This window comes from Rhizobium sp. 01N447_2, from assembly GCF_056399245.1.
Window position 1 is genome coordinate 58,055 of sequence record NZ_JBFTQY010000017.1, and the last position, 22,828, is coordinate 80,882.

At 61.6% G+C, this 22,828-nt stretch carries 23 protein-coding genes; 21 read left to right on the forward strand and 2 right to left on the reverse strand.

Going from position 1 to position 22,828, the window contains the following annotated elements:
• The first annotated feature begins 46 nt into the window (after positions 1 to 46).
• The 10 genes from AC1ECN_RS13865 (at position 47) to AC1ECN_RS13910 (ending at position 9,700) form a co-directional block, all read left to right on the forward strand.
• Positions 47 to 931: a LysR substrate-binding domain-containing protein gene (locus AC1ECN_RS13865; protein ID WP_477953235.1), complete on the forward strand. Its 885-nt coding sequence runs from the start codon at positions 47 to 49 to the stop codon at positions 929 to 931.
• Between the two features lie 159 nt (positions 932 to 1,090).
• On the forward strand, positions 1,091 to 1,369 hold the full coding sequence (locus AC1ECN_RS13870) for an acylphosphatase (RefSeq protein WP_018070756.1): 279 nt from the start codon (positions 1,091 to 1,093) through the stop codon (positions 1,367 to 1,369).
• A gap of 142 nt (positions 1,370 to 1,511) precedes the next feature.
• Entirely contained in the window at positions 1,512 to 2,165 is a 654-nt protein-coding gene (locus tag AC1ECN_RS13875; RefSeq protein WP_477953237.1) for a Rieske 2Fe-2S domain-containing protein, read from the forward strand.
• Complete coding sequence (locus AC1ECN_RS13880) at positions 2,162 to 3,007, forward strand: aromatic ring-hydroxylating oxygenase subunit alpha (protein ID WP_018070754.1); 846 nt, start codon at positions 2,162 to 2,164, stop codon at positions 3,005 to 3,007. Before AC1ECN_RS13875 ends, AC1ECN_RS13880 begins: the two co-directional genes overlap by 4 nt.
• A complete protein-coding gene (locus AC1ECN_RS13885) occupies positions 3,004 to 3,663 on the forward strand; it encodes a glutathione S-transferase family protein (protein WP_477953238.1) in 660 nt (219 codons plus the stop codon). The genes AC1ECN_RS13880 and AC1ECN_RS13885 overlap by 4 nt, the downstream gene beginning before the upstream one ends.
• A 1-nt stretch (position 3,664) precedes the next feature.
• Positions 3,665 to 5,044, forward strand: a complete 1,380-nt coding sequence (locus AC1ECN_RS13890) for an amidohydrolase (RefSeq protein ID WP_477953240.1) — start codon at positions 3,665 to 3,667, stop codon at positions 5,042 to 5,044.
• Between the two features lie 26 nt (positions 5,045 to 5,070).
• Positions 5,071 to 6,168, forward strand: coding sequence for a BMP family ABC transporter substrate-binding protein (locus tag AC1ECN_RS13895; protein ID WP_018070751.1), 1,098 nt, complete (start codon positions 5,071 to 5,073; stop codon positions 6,166 to 6,168).
• A 3-nt stretch (positions 6,169 to 6,171) separates the two neighbouring features.
• Positions 6,172 to 7,692: an ABC transporter ATP-binding protein gene (locus tag AC1ECN_RS13900; protein ID WP_477953242.1), complete on the forward strand. Its 1,521-nt coding sequence runs from the start codon at positions 6,172 to 6,174 to the stop codon at positions 7,690 to 7,692.
• Positions 7,692 to 8,792: an ABC transporter permease gene (locus AC1ECN_RS13905; RefSeq protein WP_018070749.1), complete on the forward strand. Its 1,101-nt coding sequence runs from the start codon at positions 7,692 to 7,694 to the stop codon at positions 8,790 to 8,792. Before AC1ECN_RS13900 ends, AC1ECN_RS13905 begins: the two co-directional genes overlap by 1 nt.
• Positions 8,789 to 9,700, forward strand: coding sequence for an ABC transporter permease (locus AC1ECN_RS13910; protein WP_477953244.1), 912 nt, complete (start codon positions 8,789 to 8,791; stop codon positions 9,698 to 9,700). The genes AC1ECN_RS13905 and AC1ECN_RS13910 overlap by 4 nt, the downstream gene beginning before the upstream one ends.
• 98 nt (positions 9,701 to 9,798) lie before the next feature.
• Here AC1ECN_RS13910 and AC1ECN_RS13915 read toward each other — a convergent pair whose 3' ends face one another.
• Entirely contained in the window at positions 9,799 to 10,332 is a 534-nt protein-coding gene (locus tag AC1ECN_RS13915) for an NUDIX hydrolase (RefSeq protein ID WP_024320240.1), read from the reverse strand.
• 96 nt (positions 10,333 to 10,428) lie between these two features.
• On the opposite strand from AC1ECN_RS13915, the gene AC1ECN_RS13920 reads away from it, so the two are divergent.
• The 5 genes from AC1ECN_RS13920 to AC1ECN_RS13940 all read left to right on the forward strand — a co-directional run bounded on the left by AC1ECN_RS13920 (position 10,429) and on the right by AC1ECN_RS13940 (position 15,617).
• Positions 10,429 to 11,073, forward strand: coding sequence for a DUF47 family protein (locus AC1ECN_RS13920; RefSeq protein ID WP_477953245.1), 645 nt, complete (start codon positions 10,429 to 10,431; stop codon positions 11,071 to 11,073).
• Complete coding sequence (locus AC1ECN_RS13925; protein ID WP_075223737.1) at positions 11,073 to 12,077, forward strand: inorganic phosphate transporter; 1,005 nt, start codon at positions 11,073 to 11,075, stop codon at positions 12,075 to 12,077. The genes AC1ECN_RS13920 and AC1ECN_RS13925 overlap by 1 nt, the downstream gene beginning before the upstream one ends.
• Before the next feature lie 467 nt (positions 12,078 to 12,544).
• Positions 12,545 to 13,858 (forward strand): CmpA/NrtA family ABC transporter substrate-binding protein, encoded by a 1,314-nt coding sequence (locus AC1ECN_RS13930; RefSeq protein WP_024320243.1) that lies wholly within the window; start codon positions 12,545 to 12,547, stop codon positions 13,856 to 13,858.
• A gap of 56 nt (positions 13,859 to 13,914) precedes the next feature.
• A complete protein-coding gene (gene ntrB, locus AC1ECN_RS13935; RefSeq protein ID WP_018070743.1) occupies positions 13,915 to 14,808 on the forward strand; it encodes a nitrate ABC transporter permease in 894 nt (297 codons plus the stop codon).
• 11 nt (positions 14,809 to 14,819) lie between these two features.
• Positions 14,820 to 15,617 carry an ABC transporter ATP-binding protein gene (locus AC1ECN_RS13940; protein WP_477953249.1) on the forward strand — a complete coding sequence of 266 codons (798 nt, stop codon included), beginning with the start codon at positions 14,820 to 14,822 and terminating at the stop codon, positions 15,615 to 15,617.
• A gap of 197 nt (positions 15,618 to 15,814) precedes the next feature.
• Here AC1ECN_RS13940 and AC1ECN_RS13945 read toward each other — a convergent pair whose 3' ends face one another.
• Positions 15,815 to 16,489 (reverse strand): GntR family transcriptional regulator, encoded by a 675-nt coding sequence (locus AC1ECN_RS13945; protein ID WP_018486135.1) that lies wholly within the window; start codon positions 16,487 to 16,489, stop codon positions 15,815 to 15,817.
• Positions 16,490 to 16,829: 340 nt separating this feature from the next.
• Between AC1ECN_RS13945 and AC1ECN_RS13950 the strand changes: the two genes are divergently transcribed.
• The 6 genes from AC1ECN_RS13950 to atzD are packed head-to-tail and all read left to right on the forward strand — an operon-like array spanning position 16,830 to position 22,828.
• On the forward strand, positions 16,830 to 17,957 hold the full coding sequence (locus AC1ECN_RS13950) for a BMP family ABC transporter substrate-binding protein (RefSeq protein ID WP_018070740.1): 1,128 nt from the start codon (positions 16,830 to 16,832) through the stop codon (positions 17,955 to 17,957).
• Positions 17,958 to 17,977: 20 nt separating this feature from the next.
• Complete coding sequence (locus tag AC1ECN_RS13955; RefSeq protein WP_130705759.1) at positions 17,978 to 19,105, forward strand: ABC transporter permease; 1,128 nt, start codon at positions 17,978 to 17,980, stop codon at positions 19,103 to 19,105.
• Positions 19,105 to 20,031 (forward strand): ABC transporter permease, encoded by a 927-nt coding sequence (locus tag AC1ECN_RS13960; RefSeq protein ID WP_130662936.1) that lies wholly within the window; start codon positions 19,105 to 19,107, stop codon positions 20,029 to 20,031. Before AC1ECN_RS13955 ends, AC1ECN_RS13960 begins: the two co-directional genes overlap by 1 nt.
• A 12-nt stretch (positions 20,032 to 20,043) precedes the next feature.
• Complete coding sequence (locus tag AC1ECN_RS13965) at positions 20,044 to 21,060, forward strand: formamidase (RefSeq protein WP_130687228.1); 1,017 nt, start codon at positions 20,044 to 20,046, stop codon at positions 21,058 to 21,060.
• An 11-nt stretch (positions 21,061 to 21,071) separates the two neighbouring features.
• On the forward strand, positions 21,072 to 21,773 hold the full coding sequence (biuH, locus tag AC1ECN_RS13970) for a biuret amidohydrolase (RefSeq protein WP_024320250.1): 702 nt from the start codon (positions 21,072 to 21,074) through the stop codon (positions 21,771 to 21,773).
• Positions 21,773 to 22,828, forward strand: a complete 1,056-nt coding sequence (atzD, locus tag AC1ECN_RS13975; RefSeq protein ID WP_130662934.1) for a cyanuric acid amidohydrolase — start codon at positions 21,773 to 21,775, stop codon at positions 22,826 to 22,828. The genes biuH and atzD overlap by 1 nt, the downstream gene beginning before the upstream one ends.

Here is a 22,828-nt window from a genome sequence, read left to right on the forward strand (position 1 = left end):
GTGACAGAAAGTATGTCAAAAACTTACAATCAAATGGAAGAAGGCTATGGAGGCTGTCAACCTCAATCGGCTGGCCTATTTTGCAGCCGTCGTCGATACCGGCTCGTTCACGAAAGCTGCCGAGCGCCTCGCGATCACGAAGACGGTCGTCAGCCAGCAGGTTGCGCGGCTGGAAGCTGAGTTGAAAACTAGCTTGCTTCTCCGGACAACACGACGCGTCGAGCCGACCGAGGCCGGCAAGCTTCTCTACGCGCGCTGCGTCTTGATTTTCCGCGAAGCCGGGGACGCTGTCGATGAAATCACCCGCGCAAATGCCGAGCCGACAGGCATGCTACGCATTGCTGCGCCCAATGATTATGGTGCGAGCACGATCGCTCCCATTGCTGCGGCCTTTATCCGGAAGTACCCCGCTTGCAGGGTCGAGCTTCTGCTCGCTGATACGAAGATGGATCTGCTCGCCAATCAGATCGACCTGTCGATCCGCGTTGGATGGCTCGATGACTCCAGTCACCAAGCGAGACGGATCGGTTCGTTCCGGCAGTTTCTTGTGGCGTCCCCCAGCTTCTTCGCMACGCGCAGTTTGAACAGTCCAGAGGATGCTGCGGGCCAGCCGTTTATCGCCAACCTGGCCCTCAAGGAGCCGGTGGTCTGGAGGTTTATCCAGGGCGATTTCGACCGGCGAACCGTGCGGATGCAACAGAGCCTCATGAGCAATTCGACGCCTGCGGTTCTCGCGGCCACGCTTGCGGGGGCAGGCATATCCGTCCTGCCGGATTTTCTGGCTGGAGAGCATATAGAGGCTGGCCGACTGATAAGATTGTTGCCGGACTGGACCCTGCCTGCCGGAGGAATTTATGTCGTCTATCCGGCAGCTCGGTTTCGTCCGTCCAAGGTCACGGCTTTTGTCGCAATGCTGACTGGTAGTTGCTAGCGCGGCTCAGGCTGCGCCAACGCGCAGGGATACGGTGGCAGGAATTGGTATGTTGCCGCAGGGATTTGCAAAGGAAATTCCGACGCCATATTCTCTCTTTGGCGATGATCCCTTCCCCCAGTTCCTTCAGGCGCTGTGGTGCAGGAAAGCAAGGCGAGCATGCGACAAGATACAAGCTACCTGCTGGAGCGGATGACGATTGTCGGTGATCTCGAGGTCGCCTCCTTTGTTCCCTGGATCCGGCGCCATGCCGCCAAGCTTGGGCTTTCGCACACCATATCTCATACGAGTTCCATGCGGATCGAACTTGAGGTTGCTGGGCCGGTCGAGCTGATCGACATGATGGAGATGGGATGCTCTCTCGGGCCCATCGACGTATGGGTCGAGAGGATAGAGCGCACCGCGCTCAGCGCAAAAAGACCCAGTGCCGGGCTGTAAGATATTTCCTCCGTGCATATTATTTACTCAATGTTGCCAATGCGAAATAATTATGCAAACCTGATAAGGTTGAGCGGAATTGCCTCGAGGGCGAGGTAGGGCGTGCTCAGCAAGCATATGATTTTGTTTGGGAAATCTAGTCATGCCATCCCCTACGACCGGCTTTTGGACGCCAGTCGCCCTTTCCCGGGATTTGCCGGCCGGAACCGTCATACCGGCACGGACGGCAGCCGGATCGATTGCCCTGTGGCGTAGCGCTTCGGGGCGCATATCGGCATCGGCGGATCGCTGTCCGCATCGTGGCATGCGCTTGTCTCACGGCTTCGTGCGCGGCGAGACGCTCTCCTGCATCTATCACGGTTGGAGCTACGGCCAGGCCGGAAACTGTCTCCGCATTCCGGCTCATCCAGGCCTGACACCACCGGAGACAATCCGCGTCGCCACCCATGACGTCGAGGAAACAGATAACGTGATCTGGGTGGCTGTGGGTGCGCCCGCTTCGAAGCCACCGAGGCTTGATGACCTCACTCMCTTGCGTTCGCTGACGGCATTCGCCGGCGTCGCGGCGATCGAGGCGGCGGCCGGTGCGAAGGCGAGCAATGTCGGTCTAGTCGAGATCGACGCATCCACCGGGACCGTCTGTCTGCTATTATCCGCTTGGGAAGACGGACAGACGTTGATCCATGTGCTGCTGAAGGGTGACACCGGCCCGGAGGCGGGCATCGGTGCTTCACGGGTCGCCGAGAGCCTGCGCCGCCGAGCCGAGGATCTTCAGAAAAAGGAGGTCGCGCAATGACCGTGCAGGCGATGATCGACGAATGGTATCCGGTCGGGCTTTTCAGCCAGCTCGACAGCGCCGGCCGTAAGACGGCGCTGATGGGCGAGCCGATCGAAGTGGCGCGCGATGGCGATGGCAATGCGAAGGTGACGGGCGGCGATGGCCGTGTTCTGCCGGTGCGTGTGCGTTACGGTCATGTCTGGTCCTCCCTCGGCGAGCCGAAGAAGGAGCTTTTCCCAATTCCCGAGGCTGACCAGCCCGGCCGTCGCTTCGTCGATGTCGGCGTGGTGCGAGTGCGCTGCTCGCCGCTCCGCGCCGTCGAGAACTTCCTCGACATCGCCCATTTCCCCTTCGTCCACACCGACATTCTCGGCGCGGAGCCGCACACCGAGGTGCAGAACTACAAGGTCGAGATCCGCGAGGAAGAAGACGAGGTCTGGGCAACGCAAGTGAAATTCTACCAGCCGCAGGCCGCCAAATCGGCAAGCGGCGGGATCACGACGGAATATATGTACCGTGTGCCGGCGCCCACCTGCTCCGTGCTTTACAAGACCTGCCCGCCGCGCCCGAGCGAATGGGATGTCATCACGCTCTTCGTGCAGCCGCTGGCAGAGGACCTGTGCGACGTCTGGCCATGGATGGCGCTCTTCGATGACGAGACCGCGATGACCGACCTCATCCACTTCCAGCAGACGATCTTCCTGCAAGATCGCTCGATCCTCGAAAACCAGATCCCGCGGCTGCTGCCGCTCGACCCCGGCATGGAAATCCCGACGCGGGCCGATCTGACATCGATCGCCTACCGGCGCTGGCTGAAGCGTCACAACTATACCTACGGCGCACAGCTGGTGGCGCAATGAAGCTCTACGACTACATTCTCTCGCCCAGTTGCTACAAGGTGCGTCTGATGGCGGCGCTGACCGGGGTGAAGCTTGACTTGCGGCCGGTGGATTTCCATCCCGGCGCCGAGCATCGCGGTCCCGAGCTGCTTGCGCTCAACCCGGCAGGCTCCATTCCGATCCTGGAGGATGGCGACCTGATCCTGACGGAATCGTCGGCGATCCTCGTCTATCTTGCCGCCAAGGCAGCACCCGAGTGGCTCGGCAGCGGTACGGCCGAGGAAGCGGCACGGGTGCAGCAATGGCTGTCGTTCTCCGGCCGGCTGACGGCAAGCCTCGGGGCAGCACGGCTCCATGAGATGCTGCTGCGGCCGGGCGATATCGGCGCGCTGCAGGCCCTGGGCATCGCCGCGCTTCGCGAGCTTGAAGCCGGGCTTGTCGAGCAGGGTCTTCGCGGCATGCGCTTCCTCGCCGCCGATCGGCCGACAATTGCCGACATCGGCTGCTTTCCCTATGTAGCGCTGGCGCCCGATGGGGGCGTCACGCTGGATGCCTATCCCGCCATCCGGCTCTGGTCCCGGGCGCTGCGCGCCCTCGACAAGTTTATCGAAATGCCAGGCATTCACCGGCTGCACGAGCTGAAGCCCGAACCTCATATCGAACCGGGCGAGGCGTGACATGGCTGGATATCTCCTGAAGAACTGCGCAGCCGTGATTGTCGACGAGGGCAAGGGACCGGTCGTCCATCGCAATGTCGATCTCCTGACCAGCGGTCCGGCGATCCTGGCGATCGGCGAAAATCTGGGGGCGGACGCACTGCCTGCCGGCACGACCGTTCAGGATGCCGCCGGCTGGTTTGTCTATCCGGGCCTCGTCAACACCCATCATCACTTCTTCCAGTGCTTCGTGCGCAACCGCGCCGATCTCGACTGGACGAAGCTCTCGGTGATCGAATGGCTGGACCGCATCTACCCGATCTTTTCGCAGCTCAACGAGGAATGCTTTTACCAATCCTCCGTCACGGCGATGGCCGAGATGATCAAGCACGGCTGCACCACGGCCTTCGACCACCAGTACAATTTCCCCCGGCATGCCGGGAAGCGGCTGATCGACCGCCAGTTCGAAGCGGCCGAGCTGCTCGGCATGCGCTTCCATGCCGGCCGCGGCGGCAACACCTTGCCGAAGTCGGAAGGCTCGACCATCCCCGACGAGATGCTGGAAACGACCGACGAGTTCATCGCCGACTGCGCCCGGCTGATCGAGACCTACCACGATACCGGCCCCTACAGCATGCGCCAGGTGGTGGTCGCGCCCTGCCAGCCGGTCAATTGCTATCGCGAGACCTTCGTGGAATCGGTGGCGCTGGCGCGTGATCGCGGCGTCATGATGCATACCCATGTCGGCGAAGGCGAAAGCCCGGTCATCCAGGCGCGCCACGGCATGCGCACGGTCGACTATCTCGAAGAACTCGGCTTTGCCGGGCCCGATGCCTTCTATGCCCATTGCTGGGAGCTCACCCATGACGAACTCAGGAAGATGGCCGCCAGCGGCACCGGTGTCGCGCATTGCCCGGAACCCGTCTATCTGGTCGGCGCTGAGGTCACCGACATTCCCGCCATGGCCGCCTTCGGCCTGCGCGTCGGCCTCGGCTGCGACGGGGCTGCCTCCAACGACAATTCCAACCTGATGCACTGCCTGCATTCGGCCTACATGCTGCAGTGCCTCGTCGCCTCCGGGCGTGCCCATCCCGTGCCGCCGCCGGTCGATTTCCTCGGCTACGGCACGTCAGGAGGTGCCAGCCTGCTCGGCCGGCGTGATGTCGGCCGGCTGGCGCCCGGCATGGCCGCTGACCTGTTTGCGATCGACACTCGCCGTATGGATTATGTCGGCACGCGGCACGACCCGCTAAGCCTGATTGCCCGCGTCGGCATCGGTATGGCGACCGACATGACCATGATCAATGGCCGCATCGTCTGGCAGAAGGGCGAATTCCCCGGTCTCGACGAGGCCAAGCTGGCTGCCGATGCCGAGGCTGCACTATCGACCGTGGAATTTTAAAAAAACCAAAAGAGGGAACTGAGAACATGACCAAACTGACCCGCAGAAACCTAATGACGGCCGCTGCCGCCACCGGCCTTGCCGGCGTGCTCGGCAGCCGTCTTGCTTTGGCCGCCGACGAACCGCTCGGCATCACGCTCGTCGTCCCGTCGCCGATCGGCGACGTCGGCTGGGGGCATGCACTTGCCGCCGGTCTCGAGCCGATCAAGGCCGCTTACGGCGACAAGGTGAAGGTCACCGTGCTTGAGAATATCGCCGAAGGCCCGGACGCCGACCGCATCATGAACAAGACCGTCGCCGACGGAAACAAGTTCCTGGTCGCCGGCTCTTTCGGTTATCAGAACGGCGCCCTGCAGATCGCCCGCCGCGATCCGAGCGTCACGGTTCTGCACGCCTCCGGCTTCCAGGTCGCTCCGAACTTCTCGCCATTTGCCGCCAAATATTTCCAGGGCACCTATCTGCTCGGCATGGCTGCCGCAGCACTTTCCAAGACCGGCAAGCTCGGCTCCGTATCCGCCTTTGCGATTCCCGAACTGATCACCTCCATCAACGCCTTCACCCTCGGCGCCCAGGCCGTCAAGCCGGATATCGAGGTCTCGGTCGTCTGGGTGAACTCCTGGTTCGACCCGGCCAAGGAGCAGGAAGCCGCCAAAGCCCTGATCGCGCAGAAGTGCGACGTGATCTTCTCCAACGCCCAGGACACGCCGTCCGTCATTTCGGCCTGCGAGGAAGCCGGCGTCTACGCCTTCAACCTCAACTCCTCGATGAAGAAATACGCACCGAAAACCTATCTCGGATGCATCTCGACGGACTGGTCGCCGTTCTTCAAGGCGTCGGTCGACGCTCACCTTGCCGGTACGTTCAAGGGCGCCAATGCGTTCCTCGGCGTCGCCGACAAGGTCGTCGAAGTGGTCGACTGGAGCCCGGATGTTCCAGCTGACGTGATGACCAAGATCAAGGAGATCGAGGTAAAGATCGCCGACGGCAGCTTCTCGCCCTTCACCGGGCCGATCACCAAGGCCGACGGCAGCGAAGGTGTCGCATCCGGCGCAACCATGGCCGACGCCGAGATCATCGCCATGAATTGGCACGTCAAGGGCGTGTCGACGCCGCTGCCGAAATAAGTCATGACCGCCCCGCTCCTGTCGCTGCGCGGCATTTCGAAGAGCTACGGCCAGATCCACGCCAATCAGGCAGTCGATCTGGACGTGGCTCCGCAATCGATCCATGCGATCCTCGGCGAAAACGGGGCGGGAAAATCGACGCTGATGAAGCTGATCTACGGCGTCGAGCAACCGGACGACGGAGATGTCGTCTGGGAAGGAGAGCCCTTGCGCCTCGCCTCCCCCGCCGAGGCGAGGCGCCACGGCATCGGCATGGTCTTCCAGCACTTTTCGCTGTTCGAGACCCTGACGGTCCTGGAGAATATTCGGCTGGTTGTGCCGGGTCGCAAGGCTGAACTCAAGGAACGCATTCGCACGCTTGGACGGGAATTCGGTCTTGAGGTCGACCCGCTCGCCCACGTGCATGCGCTATCCGTCGGCGAGCGGCAACGGGTGGAGATCATCCGAAGCCTGATGACCAATCCGAAGCTGCTGATCCTCGACGAGCCCACCTCCGTCCTGCCGCCGCAACTGGTGGAGAAGCTCTTCGACACGCTGCGACGGCTGCGCGACGGCGGCGTTTCCATCCTGTTGATTTCCCACAAGTTGGAGGAAATCCGGGCGATCTGTGACCGGGCGACCATCCTGCGCGGCGGACGCGTGACCGGGGATGTCGATCCGCGCGAACATGATGCCCATGACCTTGCCCGCATGATGATCGGCCGCGATATGCCCGCTCCCATCTCGGCGCTGCCACTGTCTGGCGGCGAAAAGCGGCTGGAGATCATCGGTTTGGACTATCAGCCCGACGATCCCTTTGCCGTGCCGCTCTCCGGCATCAGCCTTGAAGTGCGTGCCGGCGAAATCCTCGGGATCGCCGGTATTTCGGGCAACGGCCAAAGCGAGCTTGCCGCACTGATTTCAGGTGAGGCGCTGCTGGGGCGCGACCAACGCGACCGGATCTACATGATGGGGATGGATGTCGGCAGGCTCGATGCCGCCGCGCGGCGGACGCTCGGATTTGCCTTCGTTCCGGAAGACCGGCTCGGACGCGGCGCCGTCCCCGAAATGTCGCTCACCCTCAACAGCCTGCTGACGGCCCATCCGCTCAAGCTTTTGCGGCACGGTCTCGTCGACAGGGCGCGGGCGTTGGCGTTCACCAAGGATTGTATCCGTCAGTACGATGTCCGCACCCCCGGCCCGGATGCGGAAGCCGGCACTCTATCCGGCGGCAATCTGCAGAAGTTCATCGTTGGCCGCGAAATCATGCTGTCTCCGAAATTGCTTTTCGTGGCGCAGCCGACCTGGGGCGTTGATATCGGCGCTGCATCCGCCATCCGCAGCCGTCTGGTCGCATTGCGCAATCAGGGCATGGCGATCCTCGTCATTTCCGAGGAGCTGGAAGAACTGTTCGAGCTCTGCGATTCCATCCAGGTGCTGCACCACGGCCGGCTCAGCCCGCCGCTCGCAACACGCGACACGAAGCCCGAGGAGATCGGCCGATACATGATCGGGGCACAAGCCTCGCCCGAGAAAGTCCAGTAATGAGCGCTTGGTCCCTTGCTTTCGTTCCCACCCTGGTCCGCCGGGAGCGCGCCTCGCTTGCCGCGACCTTGCTCGCGCCCGTCATGGCACTTGTCATAGCGATCGCGCTCAACCTTGGCCTTTATATCTTGATGGGCCGCGACCCTGTCGCGGTCGTTTATGCGATGCTTTTCGAGCCCTTCCTCTCCTGGGCGTCATTTTCGGAGGTGCTTTTAAAGGCAGGACCGCTCCTTCTGATCGCCCAGGGGCTGGCGATCGGCTTTCGCGCCAAGGTCTTCAACATCGGCGCCGAAGGCCAGTTCATTCTCGGTGCGATCTTCGCCTCTGCCATTCCGGTCTGGTTTCCGCAAGCGACGGGCCAGTGGATCTGGCCGGCAATGCTGCTGCTCGGCGCCATCGGCGGCGCTCTCTGGGCTTCTCTCACCGCTTTCTGGCGCGTGCGCCTTAACGCCAACGAGATCCTCGTTTCACTGATGCTGAGCCTCGTTGCGGCGCAACTGCTGAACTATCTGCTGCTCGGCCCCTGGAAGGATCCGAACGGCTTCAACTTCCCCCAGTCGGTGATGTTCCAGTATGATGCGATGGTGCCGACCCTGATTGCCGGCACCCGCGTCAATGTCTCGTTCCTGATTACGCTCGCTTTGTCTGTTGTGGCCTGGATCTTCATGCAGAAGAGCTTCATCGGCTACAAGCTGCAGGTCGGTGGTCTGGCACCGCGGGCTGCCGGCTACGCCGGCTTCAGGGAAGGTTGGGCGATCTGGCTTTCGCTGCTGATCGGCGGCTTTGCAGCCGGCCTTGCCGGGGCTGCCGAAGTCGCCGGTCCGCTCGGCCAACTGCAGCGTTCGGTCGCGAGCGGTTATGGCTATGCGGCCATCATCGTCGCCTATCTCGGCGGCCTGCATCCGATCGGCATCGTGATCTCGGGGCTGGTCATGGCGGTCATCTATATCGGCGGCGACAATGCCATGGTCTCGGCCAACCTGCCGATCGCCGCCGTCCGTGTTTTCCAGGGCAGCCTGCTGCTCGCCTATCTGATCGCCGTCGCCTTCGTGCGCTATCGCCTTGAATGGCGCCGCGCCGCCCACCGGAGCCCGTCATGAACGCCATCGAGTTCATTCTTGCCGGCATGCTTGCGGCTGCGACACCGTTTCTTCTCGCAGCCCTTGGCGAGCTGGTGGCCGAGCGCGCCGGCGTCCTCAACCTCGGGGTCGAGGGATTGATGGCCTTCGGTGCCGTGCTCGCCTTCATTATCGTCTACCAGGGCGGCGGACATCTCCTGGGTTTCGTCGCAGCCGGGCTCGGCAGCGCTGTCCTTTCGCTGCTCTTCGCCTTCGTCACGCTGGGATTCCGGGCAAACCAGGTGGCAGCGGGCCTTGCCATCGGCATTCTCGGCCAGGGCCTTTCCGCGCTTTTCGGCAAGACCTATGAAAGCCTCACAGTCAGGGGACTTCCGAAGCTCGCCCTTCCGGGGCTTTCGGAACTGCCGGTTGTCGGCGGCCTTTTCGTCCAGGACATCGTCGTGTGGATTTCACTCGCCGCGACGCTGGCCTTGTGGGCGATATTTGCCTACACCAAGCTTGGCCTCATCGTCCGCGCCGTCGGCGAGAACCCGAAGGCCGCTCACGCCATCGGCTATTCGGTAATCTCAGTCCGCGTCCTCGCCATCGCCTTCGGCRGTGCGATGGCCGGCTTCGCCGGCGCCTATGCGTCGGTAGTCTATACACCACTCTGGGCCGATGGAATGATTGCCGGGCGCGGCTGGATCGCCATCGCCCTCGTCGTCTTCGGGACTTGGCTCACCGGTCGTATCTTCCTCGGCGCCTGCCTCTTCGGCGCGGTCTCGCTGATGGGCCTTGCAGCCCAGGCAACCGGACTGGACGTTCCCTCGCAACTGCTCTCGAGCCTGCCATATCTCGTCACGATCATCGTGCTCGGCATCATCTCCGCCGACCGTCGTCTGCTGAAACTGAACGGCGTGGCTTCGCTCGGCGAACCATTCGAGCGATAGGGCATAGTGCGGAAAGGGGTTTTCGGGATCAAACGCCTACTGCATAATTCCCTAAAAAGACGCGCGGCGCTGTAACGCGTCGGCGAAAAAGCCTGTGGTCAGCCGCGATCGCGTTTCTTGCGGCCGCGCGCCTCAAATTGGACGAGCAGCGACTTGAGTTCGATCTCGCGAACGCGTCTTGCCGCTTCATCCGGGCTGACCCATTCGAGAATACGCTGACCCCGCTCCTTGAAATCGCCGCTGATTTCCGTGACTTCAATCTGAAACATGTCGACGATACAGGGCGCCACATCGCCGTTGTCGAGTTCTTTCAGATAGGTATAGCGGCCGACCGGCCTCTTCTTCACCACCCCGCGCACGCCTGCCTCCTCCCAGGCCTCGATTGCTGCTGCTTCGAAAGGCTTTTTCCCTTTCATCGGCCATCCTTTCGGGATGACCCAGCGTGCGCTCTCGCGCGATGTGATCACCAGGATTTCGACCTCGGATCCGCCATTGCCGTGACGGAAGCAAAGTGCGCCGTATTGTTGACGGAATGCACCGGCGAACAGCATTTCAGGAACAGCAGCGAGCTGCCGCAGCAGTGGCTGGGACTTGTCCGGTCGAGGCTTCCTGCCTTTTTTGCTAGGCGTCATATTGACTGAGTTACCGAATTTGCTTGTTGCTTCAACTGCCTGAGCGTGTTTATGACACTTTTATGACAATCGGCCGCACGAGGAAGGTTCGCAGGCATGATGAGCATTTTTCGCAAGCTGATGCCACGGGAAGACAGATTCTTTGAAATGTTTTCCAAGCACTCGAAAACTGTCGTTGCCGCAGCGCACGCCCTCGATCAACTCTTGCAAGGCAATGACGTCCAGAAAAACTGCGAACGTATCGTCACATTGGAAGATGAGGCCGATGACGTCACGCGCGAGGTTCTTCTTGCCGTTCGGCGAAGCTTCATCACGCCTTTCGACCGCGGCGACATCAAGGATCTCATCCAGTCGATGGATGATGCGATCGACATGATGCATAAGACAGTCAAGACGATCCGCTTGTTCGAGCAATCGAGCTTCGATCCGCTTATGCAGCACATGGGCGGCGAAATCGTCAAGGCAGCAAACCTCATTGCGGAAGCGATACCGCTCCTCGACAGATTGGGAGCCAATGCGCAGCGTCTTGCGGCCATCGCGGAGGAAGTCACCCGAGTGGAGGGACGGTCCGATGAACTCCACGACCAGGGCTTGAAGGATCTGTTTTTACGTTATGGCCCCGGCGGCAACGCGATGGCCTACATGATCGGAAGCCAAATCTACGGAGAGTTGGAGAAAGTCGTCGACCGCTTCGAGGATGTCGCCAACGAAATCAGCGGCATTCTCATCGAGAACGTCTGATGGATGCTTCCCTCGCTTTCCCGCTGCTCGTCGGCCTGGTCGTCGTCGCCCTGTTCTTCGATTTTCTCAATGGTCTGCATGACGCGGCCAATTCGATCGCCACGATCGTCTCGACCCGCGTCCTGCGGCCACAGTATGCGGTCGCCTGGGCGGCGTTCTTCAATTTCATTGCATTCCTGTTCTTCGGTCTACATGTGGCCGAGACACTGGGGACCGGCATCATCGATCCTGCGATCGTTTCGCCTCAAGTGATCTTCGCCGCCCTCATGGGCGCGATCATTTGGAATATTCTTACCTGGATTTTGGGGATTCCATCCAGCTCGTCGCATGCGCTTGTCGGTGGGCTGGTGGGGGCCGGTCTGGCAAAGGTTGGCTTCAGCTCGATCGTCTGGAACGGCCTTCTAAAGACGGTCGGCGCTATTTTCCTTTCGCCAGCGATCGGCTTCCTGCTTGCCCTGGTGCTGGTGCTCGCCGTCTCCTGGCTATTCGTCCGGCAAACGCCGTTTGCGGTGGATCGGACATTTCGCATTATGCAGTTTGTGTCCGCTTCGCTCTATTCGCTTGGCCATGGCGGGAACGATGCGCAGAAGACGATGGGCATCATCGCGGTGCTCTTGTTCAGCCAGGGATATCTCGGCCCGACATTCTACGTGCCTTTCTGGGTGGTCATTTCCTGCCAGTCGGCAATGGCTCTCGGTACGCTCTTTGGCGGATGGCGGATCGTTCATACCATGGGGTCGAAGATCACCCGGCTCAACCCCATGCAAGGTTTCTGCGCAGAGACCGGCGGAGCCTTGACACTCTTCGGAGCGACGTGGCTCGGTATTCCCGTTTCGACGACGCATACCATCACCGGAGCAATCGTTGGAGTGGGCGCGGCTCGTCGTGTCTCCGCCGTGCGCTGGGGATTGGCCGGCAACATCGTGATAGCCTGGATCGTCACGATGCCGGCGGCTGCAGCAATATCGGCGGCGTTCTACGGCCTCGTATCTTTGCTGCAATGAAATGAGGGGATGGCGAGGCAATCGCCACGCATTGACCTTTCCCTCCTGAGCTTTCCCGGTGGCAATACCGACGAATGAGACGGGCAGAATCCGCCATGCGGTCTGGGTGATCGCGACTTCCCTATTGCGTGCACTGCACAAATAGAGCGCTCCCATGGCTGCGATTACGGTAGCAATCGCACAAAACGGAAGCAGAAAATAATAAGCCTAAGAAATGGGCATCAGTCAATTCTTCGCATTTCTCCTTTTGCTTCATGCCGTTACCATCTCCTCTCGAAATTGGCACGCTGCTTGCAGGTTCTGAGACGCATCGGTCAATGGCGACCGGCGCAGATAGGCGCGGCATAAGCGCCTACAATAGACACCGACGTCGCAAGGTTTTTGCTCCGGGATTCTCCTATCCCCTGGACGCAATTTCCGGCGGCGTTTTTTTGTGTCCAAATTCAGCCAGCAGAGGGAACCTGCGCATGACAAAGAATTTGCAGACTGGGATTTTTACAACCGGCATGACCCGCCGCGGCATGCTCAAGACGACTGCAGCGGCTGCCCTCATCGGCGCTGTCAAGACGGCCTTTCCGTCCGGCGCTTTCGCGGCCGGAGCAGGCCCTGAAGTGACAGGTGTCAAGCTAGGCTTTATCGCGCTCACGGATTCCGCGCCGCTGATCATCGCCAAGGAAAAGGGCTTTTTCGACAAGCATGGCCTTCCGGAAACGGATGTGGCCAAACAGGCCTCCTGGGGTGCGACCCGCGACAATCTCGTGCTGGGCGGCGCGGCAAACGGCATCGACGGTGCGCATATCCTGTCGCCGCTCCCTTATCTCATGCATACCGGCAAGGTGACGCAGAACAATAAACCGGTGCCGATGGCGATCCTTGCCCGGCTCAACCTCGACAGCCAGGGTATTTCCGTCGCCAAGGAATATGCCGAAACCGGCGTGCAGCTCGATTCCTCCAAGCTGAAGGCCGCATTCGAGAAAAAGAAGGCGGAGGGCAAGGAGATCAAGGCCGCCATGACCTTCCCGGGCGGCACCCATGACCTCTGGATCCGTTACTGGCTCGCCGCCGGCGGCATTGATCCGAACAAGGACGTTTCGACCATCGTCGTGCCGCCGCCGCAGATGGTTGCCAACATGAAGGTCGGCAACATGGACGTCTTCTGTGTGGGCGAACCGTGGAATGAGCAGCTCGTCAACCAGGGCATCGGCTTTACCGCAGCCACCACCGGCGAGCTCTGGAAGGGTCATCCTGAAAAAGCGCTCGGACTGCGCGCCGACTGGATCGAAAAGAATCCCAATGCTGCCAAGGCCCTGCTGATGGCCGTCATGGAGGCTCAGCAATGGTGCGAAAGCATGGACAACAAGGCGGAGATGGCTGACATTCTCGGCAAGCGCCAATGGTTCAACGTTCCGACGAAGGACGTGCTCGGTCGCCTCAAGGGCGACATCAATTATGGCAACGGCCGCGAGGTCAAGGCCACCGACCTCTATATGAAATTCTGGAAGGACGGCGCCTCCTACCCGTTCAAGAGCCACGACACATGGTTCATGACGGAAAACATCCGTTGGGGAAATCTGCCGGCGAGCACCGACATCAAGGCGCTGGTCAACCAGGTGAACCGCGAAGACATCTGGCGCGAGGCCGCCAAGGATCTCGGCGTCGCGGCGGCCGATATCCCCGCATCGTCTTCTCGCGGCAAGGAGACTTTCTTCGACGGCAAGGTCTTCGACCCTGAAAATCCCTCGGCCTATCTCGACAGCCTTTCGATCAAGGCTGTCTCCTGACCCGCTCCGGCGCGCAACGGGCGCGCCGGCCTTTCATTCACGTGAGGAGCGCGTTGATGTTCGCCCTGGCAAATAAAGAAAATCCCTCCACGGCCGCCTCTGCCAAGCTGGCGGCAAAGGTTCTGCCATTTTCCGGCAAGCACGGATCGCGGATCGATTTTCGTCGAGCGGCACTGACCGCACTTCGCAACGTCGTTCCGCCACTCGTCGTACTGGCACTCATCCTGCTCGTCTGGCAGGTGCTCTGTTCGTCGGCGGATGCGTCTTTGCCCTCACCGCACCGGGTCTGGCAGGATAGCTATGACCTGATCGCCTATCCGTTTTTCAACTACGGTTCCCAGGATATCGGGCTCGGCTGGCGCGTGCTCGTTTCGCTGCAGCGCGTTCTCTATGGCTTTGGGCTTGCAGCGGTCACCGGCGTCGTCGTCGGTGCGATCATCGGCCAGTCGGTCTGGGCGATGCGTGGCCTCGATCCGATCTTCCAGGTGCTGCGTACGGTTCCGCCGCTCGCCTGGCTGCCGCTGTCGCTCGCAGCCTTCCAGGATTCCAACCCCTCGGCGATCTTCGTGATCTTCATCACGTCGATCTGGCCGGTGATCATCAACACCGCCGTCGGCGTCCGCAATATCCCGCAGGATTACCGCAATGTCGCCGAGGTGCTGCGGCTCAACCAGTTCGAGTTTTTCTGGAAGATCATGCTGCCTTCGGCAGCGCCTTACATCTTCACCGGCCTCAGGATCGGCGTCGGCCTCTCCTGGCTCGCCATCGTCGCGGCAGAAATGCTGACGGGCGGCGTCGGCATCGGCTTCTTCATCTGGGACGCATGGAACTCGTCGCGCCTTCCAGACATCATCGTCGCGCTCGCCTATATCGGCATCGTCGGCTTCGCCCTCGACAAGCTGGTGGCCGCACTCGGCAAACTCATCACCCGCGGCGCCATGGCCAACTGAGGAACGCACCTATGAACGCCTATCTGAAGCTTGATCATATCGACAAACATTTCGATCGGGGCGGCGTGCGCGCCGAGGTCCTGAAGGACATCAACCTGACGATTTCCGCAGGCGAATTCGTCTCGATCATCGGCCATTCGGGCTGCGGCAAGTCCACCCTGCTCAACCTCATCGCCGGCCTGACCCCGGTTTCGGCCGGCGCCGTGTTGCTTGAAAACCGTGAGGTCAACGGACCCGGTCCGGAGCGCGCCGTCGTCTTCCAGAACCACTCGCTGCTGCCCTGGCTGACGGTCTACGAGAACGTCAATCTCGCCGTCTCCAAACTCTTCAACCGAACGAAGACCAAGGCCGAGCGGCATGAGTGGGTGATGGCCAACCTCGATCTCGTGCAGATGGCGCATGCCAGGGATAAGCGGCCTTCGGAAATTTCAGGCGGCATGAAACAGCGCGTCGGCATCGCCCGCGCGCTTGCAATGGAGCCGAAGATCCTGCTGCTCGACGAACCCTTCGGCGCGCTCGATGCGCTGACCCGCGCTCATCTGCAGGACGCGGTGATGGAAATCCACGCCCGGCTTGGCAATACGATGGTGATGATCACCCATGACGTCGACGAAGCGGTGCTGCTGTCCGATCGCATCGGCATGATGACCAACGGCCCGGCGGCCCGCATCGGCGAAGTGCTCGATGTGACCATGCCCCGTCCCCGCCATCGCATCGAACTCGCCTCCGATCGGACATATCTCAAATGCCGTGAAGCCGTGCTGAAGTTCCTCTACGAACGCCACCGCTTCATCGAAGCGGCGGAGTAGAGGCCGGGACATAACTTCGGCGTTTGCCGGCCGTGGTTTTCTCGCCTTCGTAGCGGGGCCCAGAGCATGTCGCGCAAAAGTGTGCGACGGTTTTGCGACAACGACATGCGTAAAAACAAGGACCTAAAGCGCGAGGAGCGAATCTGAAAGATCGCGACGCGCTTTAGCGGCGCCTGATTTCGGGCGTCGCGCCCTCTTTACTCCCCGGGCGTTGCAAATACCGCGCTGGCATCGCTGACAATTTCCACATGGGAATATGCCGCCTGCCCCGCGGCGGCGGCGTCAGCGCGCATGATCGCGGTGACGATCCGGCCGTGCTCCTCATAGGATTTTGCCAGACGCCCGGGCAGGCGGAACTGCGCCCGCCGAAAGGGCGCGAGCCGCGCCCGTGTCTGCATCACCATCTCGAAGACGTGATCATTATGCGCGCCACGATAAAGCCGGGTGTGGAATTCGGTGTTGTGAGCCGAATATTCTTCTTCCGCGCCGGCATGCACGAGCCTCATCGATCCCCGATGCTCCAGCTCCAGCGCGCGCCGCTCGTCGACCGTCATACGCTCGGCCGAGAGCCTGGCGCAGATCGCTTCGAGTTCCGCCATCGCTTCGAACATCGAATGCAGATAGGCTTCGGTGACATTGGTAACGACGGCACTGCGGTTTGGCTCGCGCGCGACCAATCCCATGGCGCCTAGCTCACGCAGAGCTTCGCGCACCGGGGTGCGCGAAACGTCGAAACGAACCGCGAGCGATACCTCGTCCAACTTCGCGCCCGGCAGCATTTCACCTGTGACGATCATGTCGGCAATCGCCCGCACCATCTGTTCGACGGTGGTTCCGCTGCGGATCACTTCTCTGCGCCTGGTCTGCTTCACGATACGAATCTGCTCACCTCAACACTCTGCATACAGATGACGTTCGAGACTCGATAAGTCAAATCAGACGGCGAAGATATTGTTAAATTTTCGCTTTCTGATGCAGGAGATACCTCGGGTAACTCGACTTTGTGCCAACGACGCAGTCACAATGAACAAGAAATATCTATTGATTACTTTTTGCGCAAGAATTCGATCAATCTGTATGCACTTTGCAATGCGCAAGTCTTGCTGGAATGGATAAACTATAAAAAACAACAGATTAATTTCTGGCACATACATTGCATGCACTTTTCCGTACCCGTTCACAACCGGCCCAGCGCCGCAAGGAGCATTTCCGATGACCAAACTCCTTTCCATGAACCGCCGCAATTTCCTCCAGGCTTCCGCTGCCGGTGCGCTTGCCGGCGCCATGCCGGGCCTGATCGCCTCCTCCGCCGCAGCCCAAACCGCGCTGACCGTCGGCTTCATCTATGTCGGCCCCAAGGACGACTATGGCTACAACCAGGCGCATGCCGAAGGTGCGGCCGCCATCAAGGCGATGCCGGGTGTGACGCTGGTCGAAGAAGAGAACGTGCCGGAGACCGTCGACGTCCAGAAGACCATGGAATCCATGATCAACCTGGATGGCGCGACCCTGCTCTTTCCGACCTCGTTCGGCTACTTCGACCCCCACATGCTGGCCGTGGCCGCCAAACATCCCGATATCCAGTTCCGCCACTGCGGCGGCCTCTGGCAGGAAGGCAAGAACCCGGCCAACACGGGCTCCTATTTCGGTTATATCTTCCAGGGCCAGTATCTGAACGGCATTGCCGCCGGCCATGCGACGAAGAGCAAGAAGATCGGCTTCGTCGCCGCAAAGCCGATCCCGCAGGTTCTGCAGAATATCAACGCCTTCCTGCTTGGCGCGCGCACAGTCGATCCCGGTATCACCTGCCAGGTGATCTTCACCGGCGAATGGTCGCTCGCCGTCAAGGAGGCCGAAGCCACCAATGCGCTGGTCGACCAGGGCGCCGACGTCATCACCTGCCACGTCGACAGCCCCAAAGTGGTCGTCGAGACGGCTGCCGGCCGCGGCGCCTTCGTCTGCGGCTATCATGCCAATCAGAGCCCGCTTGCTCCTGAAAAGTACCTCACCGGCGCCGAATGGGCCTGGGGCAACGTCTACAGCGACTTTGTCAAGAAGGCGCAGGCCGGCGAAAAGCTCGGCAACTTCGTACGTGGCGGCCTGAAGGACGGCTTCGTGAAGATGAGCGCGCTCGGTCCCGGTGTGTCCGCGGAGGGCCGCAAGGCCTTCGAAGCCACGCAGGCCGACATGATGAAGGGCGGCTTCTCGGTCTTCAAGGGACCGTTGAAGGACAACAAGGGCGACACCGTCGTGGCTGCCGACAAGAGCTACGCCGAAGACGCGATCGAGCTCGAAAGCATGAATTATCTGGTCGAGGGCGTCGTCGGGTCCACGGCGTAAACCGCGAAGGGAGAAGCGCCATGACCATCGAGGCCAATGATCCCGCAATAGCCATCGTCGAAAAACCGGCTTCCCTGCGCCCCGTCCTCGAATGGATCGCGCGGCGAGCCGAGCCTGTTGTCATCGGCCTCGCGGCCATCCTGATCGGTCTTGCGCTCTTCTCCCTCTTCATCCTGGCGGTCGGCAAGTCGCCGGCCACCCTCTTCCAACTGATGTACACCGGCGGCTTCGGCAGCTGGTTTTCGGTGCAGAACAGCTTAAGTCGTGCCGCACCCCTTCTCCTGACGGCACTCTGCGTCGCCCTGCCCGCCCGTCTCGGCCTCGTCATCATCGGCGGGGAAGGAGCGGTCGTGCTGGGCGGCGTTGCCGCCGCGGCCATGGGTCTGCCGCTCGCCGGCACCGCGCCTGTCTTCCTCACCCTCATTCTGATGGCGATCGCTGCCATGGTGGTCGGCGGCATCTGGATCGGCCTTGCCGGTTTCCTGCGCCACTATCGCGGCGTCAATGAAACCATCTCGTCGCTGCTGCTCTCCTATATCGCCATTGCCCTGATGAACCAGTTCGTCGAAGGGCTGCTGCGCGATCCGGCAAGTCTCAACAAGCCGTCAACCAGGCCGCTGCCGGCGGAATACATGCTCGGCAATATTCCCGGCATGGACGTGCATTGGGGCCTGGTCATCGGCATCCTCGCCTGTGTGGTCTCCTGGATCGTGATCGAGGCCACGAGCTACGGTTTTGCCGCCCGCATTGCCGGCGGCAACGTGCGCGCCGCGCAGATCCAGGGACTGCCGGTCGGCAGGCTGATCGCCGGATTTACCGCGCTTGCCGGCAGTTTTGCCGGCCTGGCGGGCATGATCGAAGTGGCGGCGGTGCAGGGAAGTGCCAATGCCTCGCTTGCCGCCGGCTACGGTTATACCGGCATCCTCGTCGCCTTCCTCGCCAGGCACAATCCGCTGGCGATCATTCCGGTGGCGATCCTGCTCGGCGGCATCGACGCCTCGGGCGGCCTCATCCAGCGGCGCATGGGCCTGCCGGATGCGACGGTTCTGGTGCTGCAGGGCACGCTCTTCATCGTCATTCTGTTCTGCGAGACCTTCTACGGCCGCTTCAAGATCTTCAATCCCGACCTCTGGAAAAGGAGCCTCTGATGGAAGAGACAGGCATCGGCATCTGGGGCGTGCCGCTGGCGATCTTCGCCGGCGCCATCCGCGTTTCCACCCCCTTCATCTTCGTCAGCCTCGGCGAGACGATCACCGAACGCTCCGGCCGCATCAATCTCGGCCTCGAAGGCACGCTCGTCTTCGGCGCCATGACGGCCTATGCGGTGGCCGTCATGACTAACTCCCCGACCCTCGGCGTGCTGGCCGCAATGGTGGCGGGCGCGATCTTCGGCCTCATCCACGGCTGGATCTGCAAATTCCCCAAGGTCAACGACATCGCCATCGGCATCGCCATGATGCAGTTCGGTCTCGGCATGGCGTTCTTCCTCGGCAAATCCTTCATCCAGCCGGTGGCGCCGAAACTGCCCTCGATCGCGCTCGGCGGCTGGTCGAGCACTCCGCAGATCCAGGCGGCGCTCAATATCAACGTGCTGTTCTTCATCGGCGCAGCCCTTGCCCTCTTCCTGTTCTGGGCCTTCAAGAATACGAGGATCGGTCTGATCCTGCGCGTCGTCGGCGACAGCACCGACGCGGCCCGTGCCATGGGCATTCACCCGGACCGGGTTCGCCTGCTGGCGACGGCCGCCGGCGGCTCGTTGGCGGCAATCGGCGGTGCCTATCTCTCGCTCTACTATCCGGGTTCCTGGAACGAAGGCATTTCGTCGGGCCAGGGCCTGATGGCCGTGGCCCTCGTCATTTTCGCCCGCTGGAACCCGATCGGCTGCTTCCTCGCTGCCCTGCTTTTCGGCGGTGCCGGCGCGCTCGGCCCGGCGCTGCAATCGGTCGGCGTCACACAAGGCTACTACCTCTTTTATGCCGCGCCTTACGTGCTCACCCTCGTCATCCTGATCGCCACCTCCTCGCCCACCCGCTCGCTCGCCGGTGCGCCGGGCGCGCTGTCGCTCACGAAATAACGGAGCATTCCGATGAACGGACTTGGCGGTCTCAACAAATCCGAACACGGCGTCGGTATCGGCCTGGTGCAGCTCCAGCTGCCGGTGACCGTCACCAAAGCGGACTTGGCAAAACAGACGCAGGTGATCGTCGAGCTGGTGGCCAAAGCGCGGCGCAACCAGCCGGGCATGGACCTCGTCGTCTTTCCCGAATACGCGCTGCATGGCCTTTCCATGGACATCAATCCGGAGATCATGTGCACGCTCGACGGGCCGGAGGTCGCGGCCTTCAGGCAGGCCTGCAGGGACAATCGGATCTGGGGCTGCTTCTCGATCATGGAGCTGAACCCTGGCGGCATGCCCTATAATTCCGGCATCGTCATCGACGATCAGGGCGAGTTGAAGCTCTATTACCGCAAGATGCATCCCTGGATCCCCGTCGAGCCCTGGGAGCCCGGCGATCTCGGCATCCCTGTTGTCGAAGGCCCGCGGGGCGCCAAACTCGCGCTGATCATCTGCCATGACGGCATGTTCCCGGAGATGGCGCGTGAATGCGCCTATAAGGGCGCCGAAATCATGATCCGCACGGCGGGTTATACGGCGCCGATCCGCGATGCCTGGCGCTTCACCAACCAGGCCAATGCCTTCTGCAACCTGATGGTTACCGCGAATGTCTGCATGTGCGGCTCGGACGGCACGTTCGATTCCATGGGTGAAGGCATGATCTGCAATTTCGATGGCACGATCATCGCCCACGGCACCTCCGGCCGCGTCAACGAGATCATCACCGCCGAGGTGCGTCCTGACCTGGTGCGGGAGGCCCGGCTCGGCTGGGGCGTGGAGAACAATATCTACCAGTTTGGCCATCGCGGCTATGTCGCCGTTGCCGGCGGCGCCCAGGATGCACCCTACACCTACATGCACGACCTCGTCGCCGGCAAATACCGCCTGCCATGGGAAGACGAGATAAAGGTCAAGGACGGCACGTCCTGCGGATTTGACAAGCCGATGCGCCGTTACGGCGAACCCCTCAAACCTGCCGCGGAATAGGAGAGAGAATGATGGACGCGATGGTCGAAACCAAAGGGCATTTTATCGACGCCGATCCGTATCCGTGGCCCTATAACGGCGCGCTGAGGCCTGATAACACCGCCCTCATCATCATCGACATGCAGACGGATTTCTGCGGCAAGGGCGGCTATGTCGACCATATGGGCTACGACCTGTCACTGGTGCAGGCGCCGATCGAACCGATCAAGCGTGTGCTGGCCGCCATGCGAGCCAAGGGCTACCACATCATCCATACTCGCGAGGGCCATCGCCCCGACCTCGCCGATCTGCCGGCCAACAAACGCTGGCGCTCGCAGCGGATCGGCGCCGGCATCGGCGATGCCGGCCCCTGCGGCCGCATCCTGACGCGCGGCGAACCCGGCTGGGACATCATCCCCGAGCTCTACCCGATCAAAGGCGAGACGATCATCGACAAGCCCGGCAAGGGTTCGTTCTGCGCCACCGACCTCGAACTCATCCTCAACCAGAAGCGCATCGAGAACATTATCCTCACCGGAATCACCACCGACGTTTGCGTCTCGACGACGATGCGCGAGGCGAACGACCGCGGCTACGAATGCCTGCTGCTGGAGGACTGCTGTGGTGCGACCGACTATGGAAACCACCTCGCCGCCATCAAGATGGTGAAGATGCAGGGCGGCGTCTTCGGCTCCGTCTCCAATTCCGCGGCTCTAGTCGAGGCGCTACCCTGATGCCGTCATTGCGTGCCCATGTCTTTCGCGTGCCAGCCGACGGCCCCGATGACGTTGCCGGCGTCGAGGCGCTCTTTGCCAGCGGCCTTCAGGCGAACAACATCGTCGCCGTTCTCGGCAAGACGGAAGGCAACGGCTGCGTCAATGATTTTACCCGCGGTTATGCCACCCGCAGCTTCGAGGCATTGTTCAGTAGATATGGCGTCGACGGCGTCTCGATCATTATGTCCGGCGGCACCGAGGGTGCGCTCTCGCCGCATTGGACGGTTTTTGCGCGTGAAACCGTAGAAACCCCGGGCGAACGGGCGCTGGCCATTGGTGTGTCGCGTACCCCCGCGCTGCCCCCCGAACATCTCGGGCGCCGGGAACAGATCCTGCTCGTTGCCGAAGGCGTGAAGTCCGCGATGAGGGATGCCGGCATCGATGATCCCGCCGATGCCCATTTCGTGCAGATTAAGTGTCCGCTGCTCACCTCGCGCCGGATTGCCGAGGCCGAGGCAGCAGGCAGGACGGTCGTAACCCACGACACGCTGAAATCCATGGGCCTCTCGCGCGGCGCTTCGGCTCTCGGCGTCGCCGTGGCACTCGGCGAGATAGATGCGACATCGATCAACGATGCCGACATCTGCACACGTTTCGATCTCTTTTCCCGCTGCGCCTCAACCTCGTCCGGGGTCGAACTCACCGATCACGAAATCATCGTCCTCGGCATGAGCGCAAAATGGTCCGGTCCGCTGTCGATCGACCACGCGGTCATGCGGGATGCGATCGACGCGCATTCCGTCAGGAAAGCCCGCGAACGCCTGCCGGAAAACAGCCGGCTGGCAGCGGTTCTCGCCAAGGCCGAGCCGGACCCGTCCGGCAGGATCGGCGGCAGGCGCCACACGATGCTCGATGACTCGGATATTGCAGGCACCCGCCATGCCCGTGCCTTCGTCGGCGGCGTTCTCGCCGGCATCTTCGGCATTACCGATCTCTATGTGTCCGGCGGCGCCGAACACCAGGGTCCGTCCGGCGGCGGTCCCGTCGCCATCATCGTCGAAAAGGAGCAATGA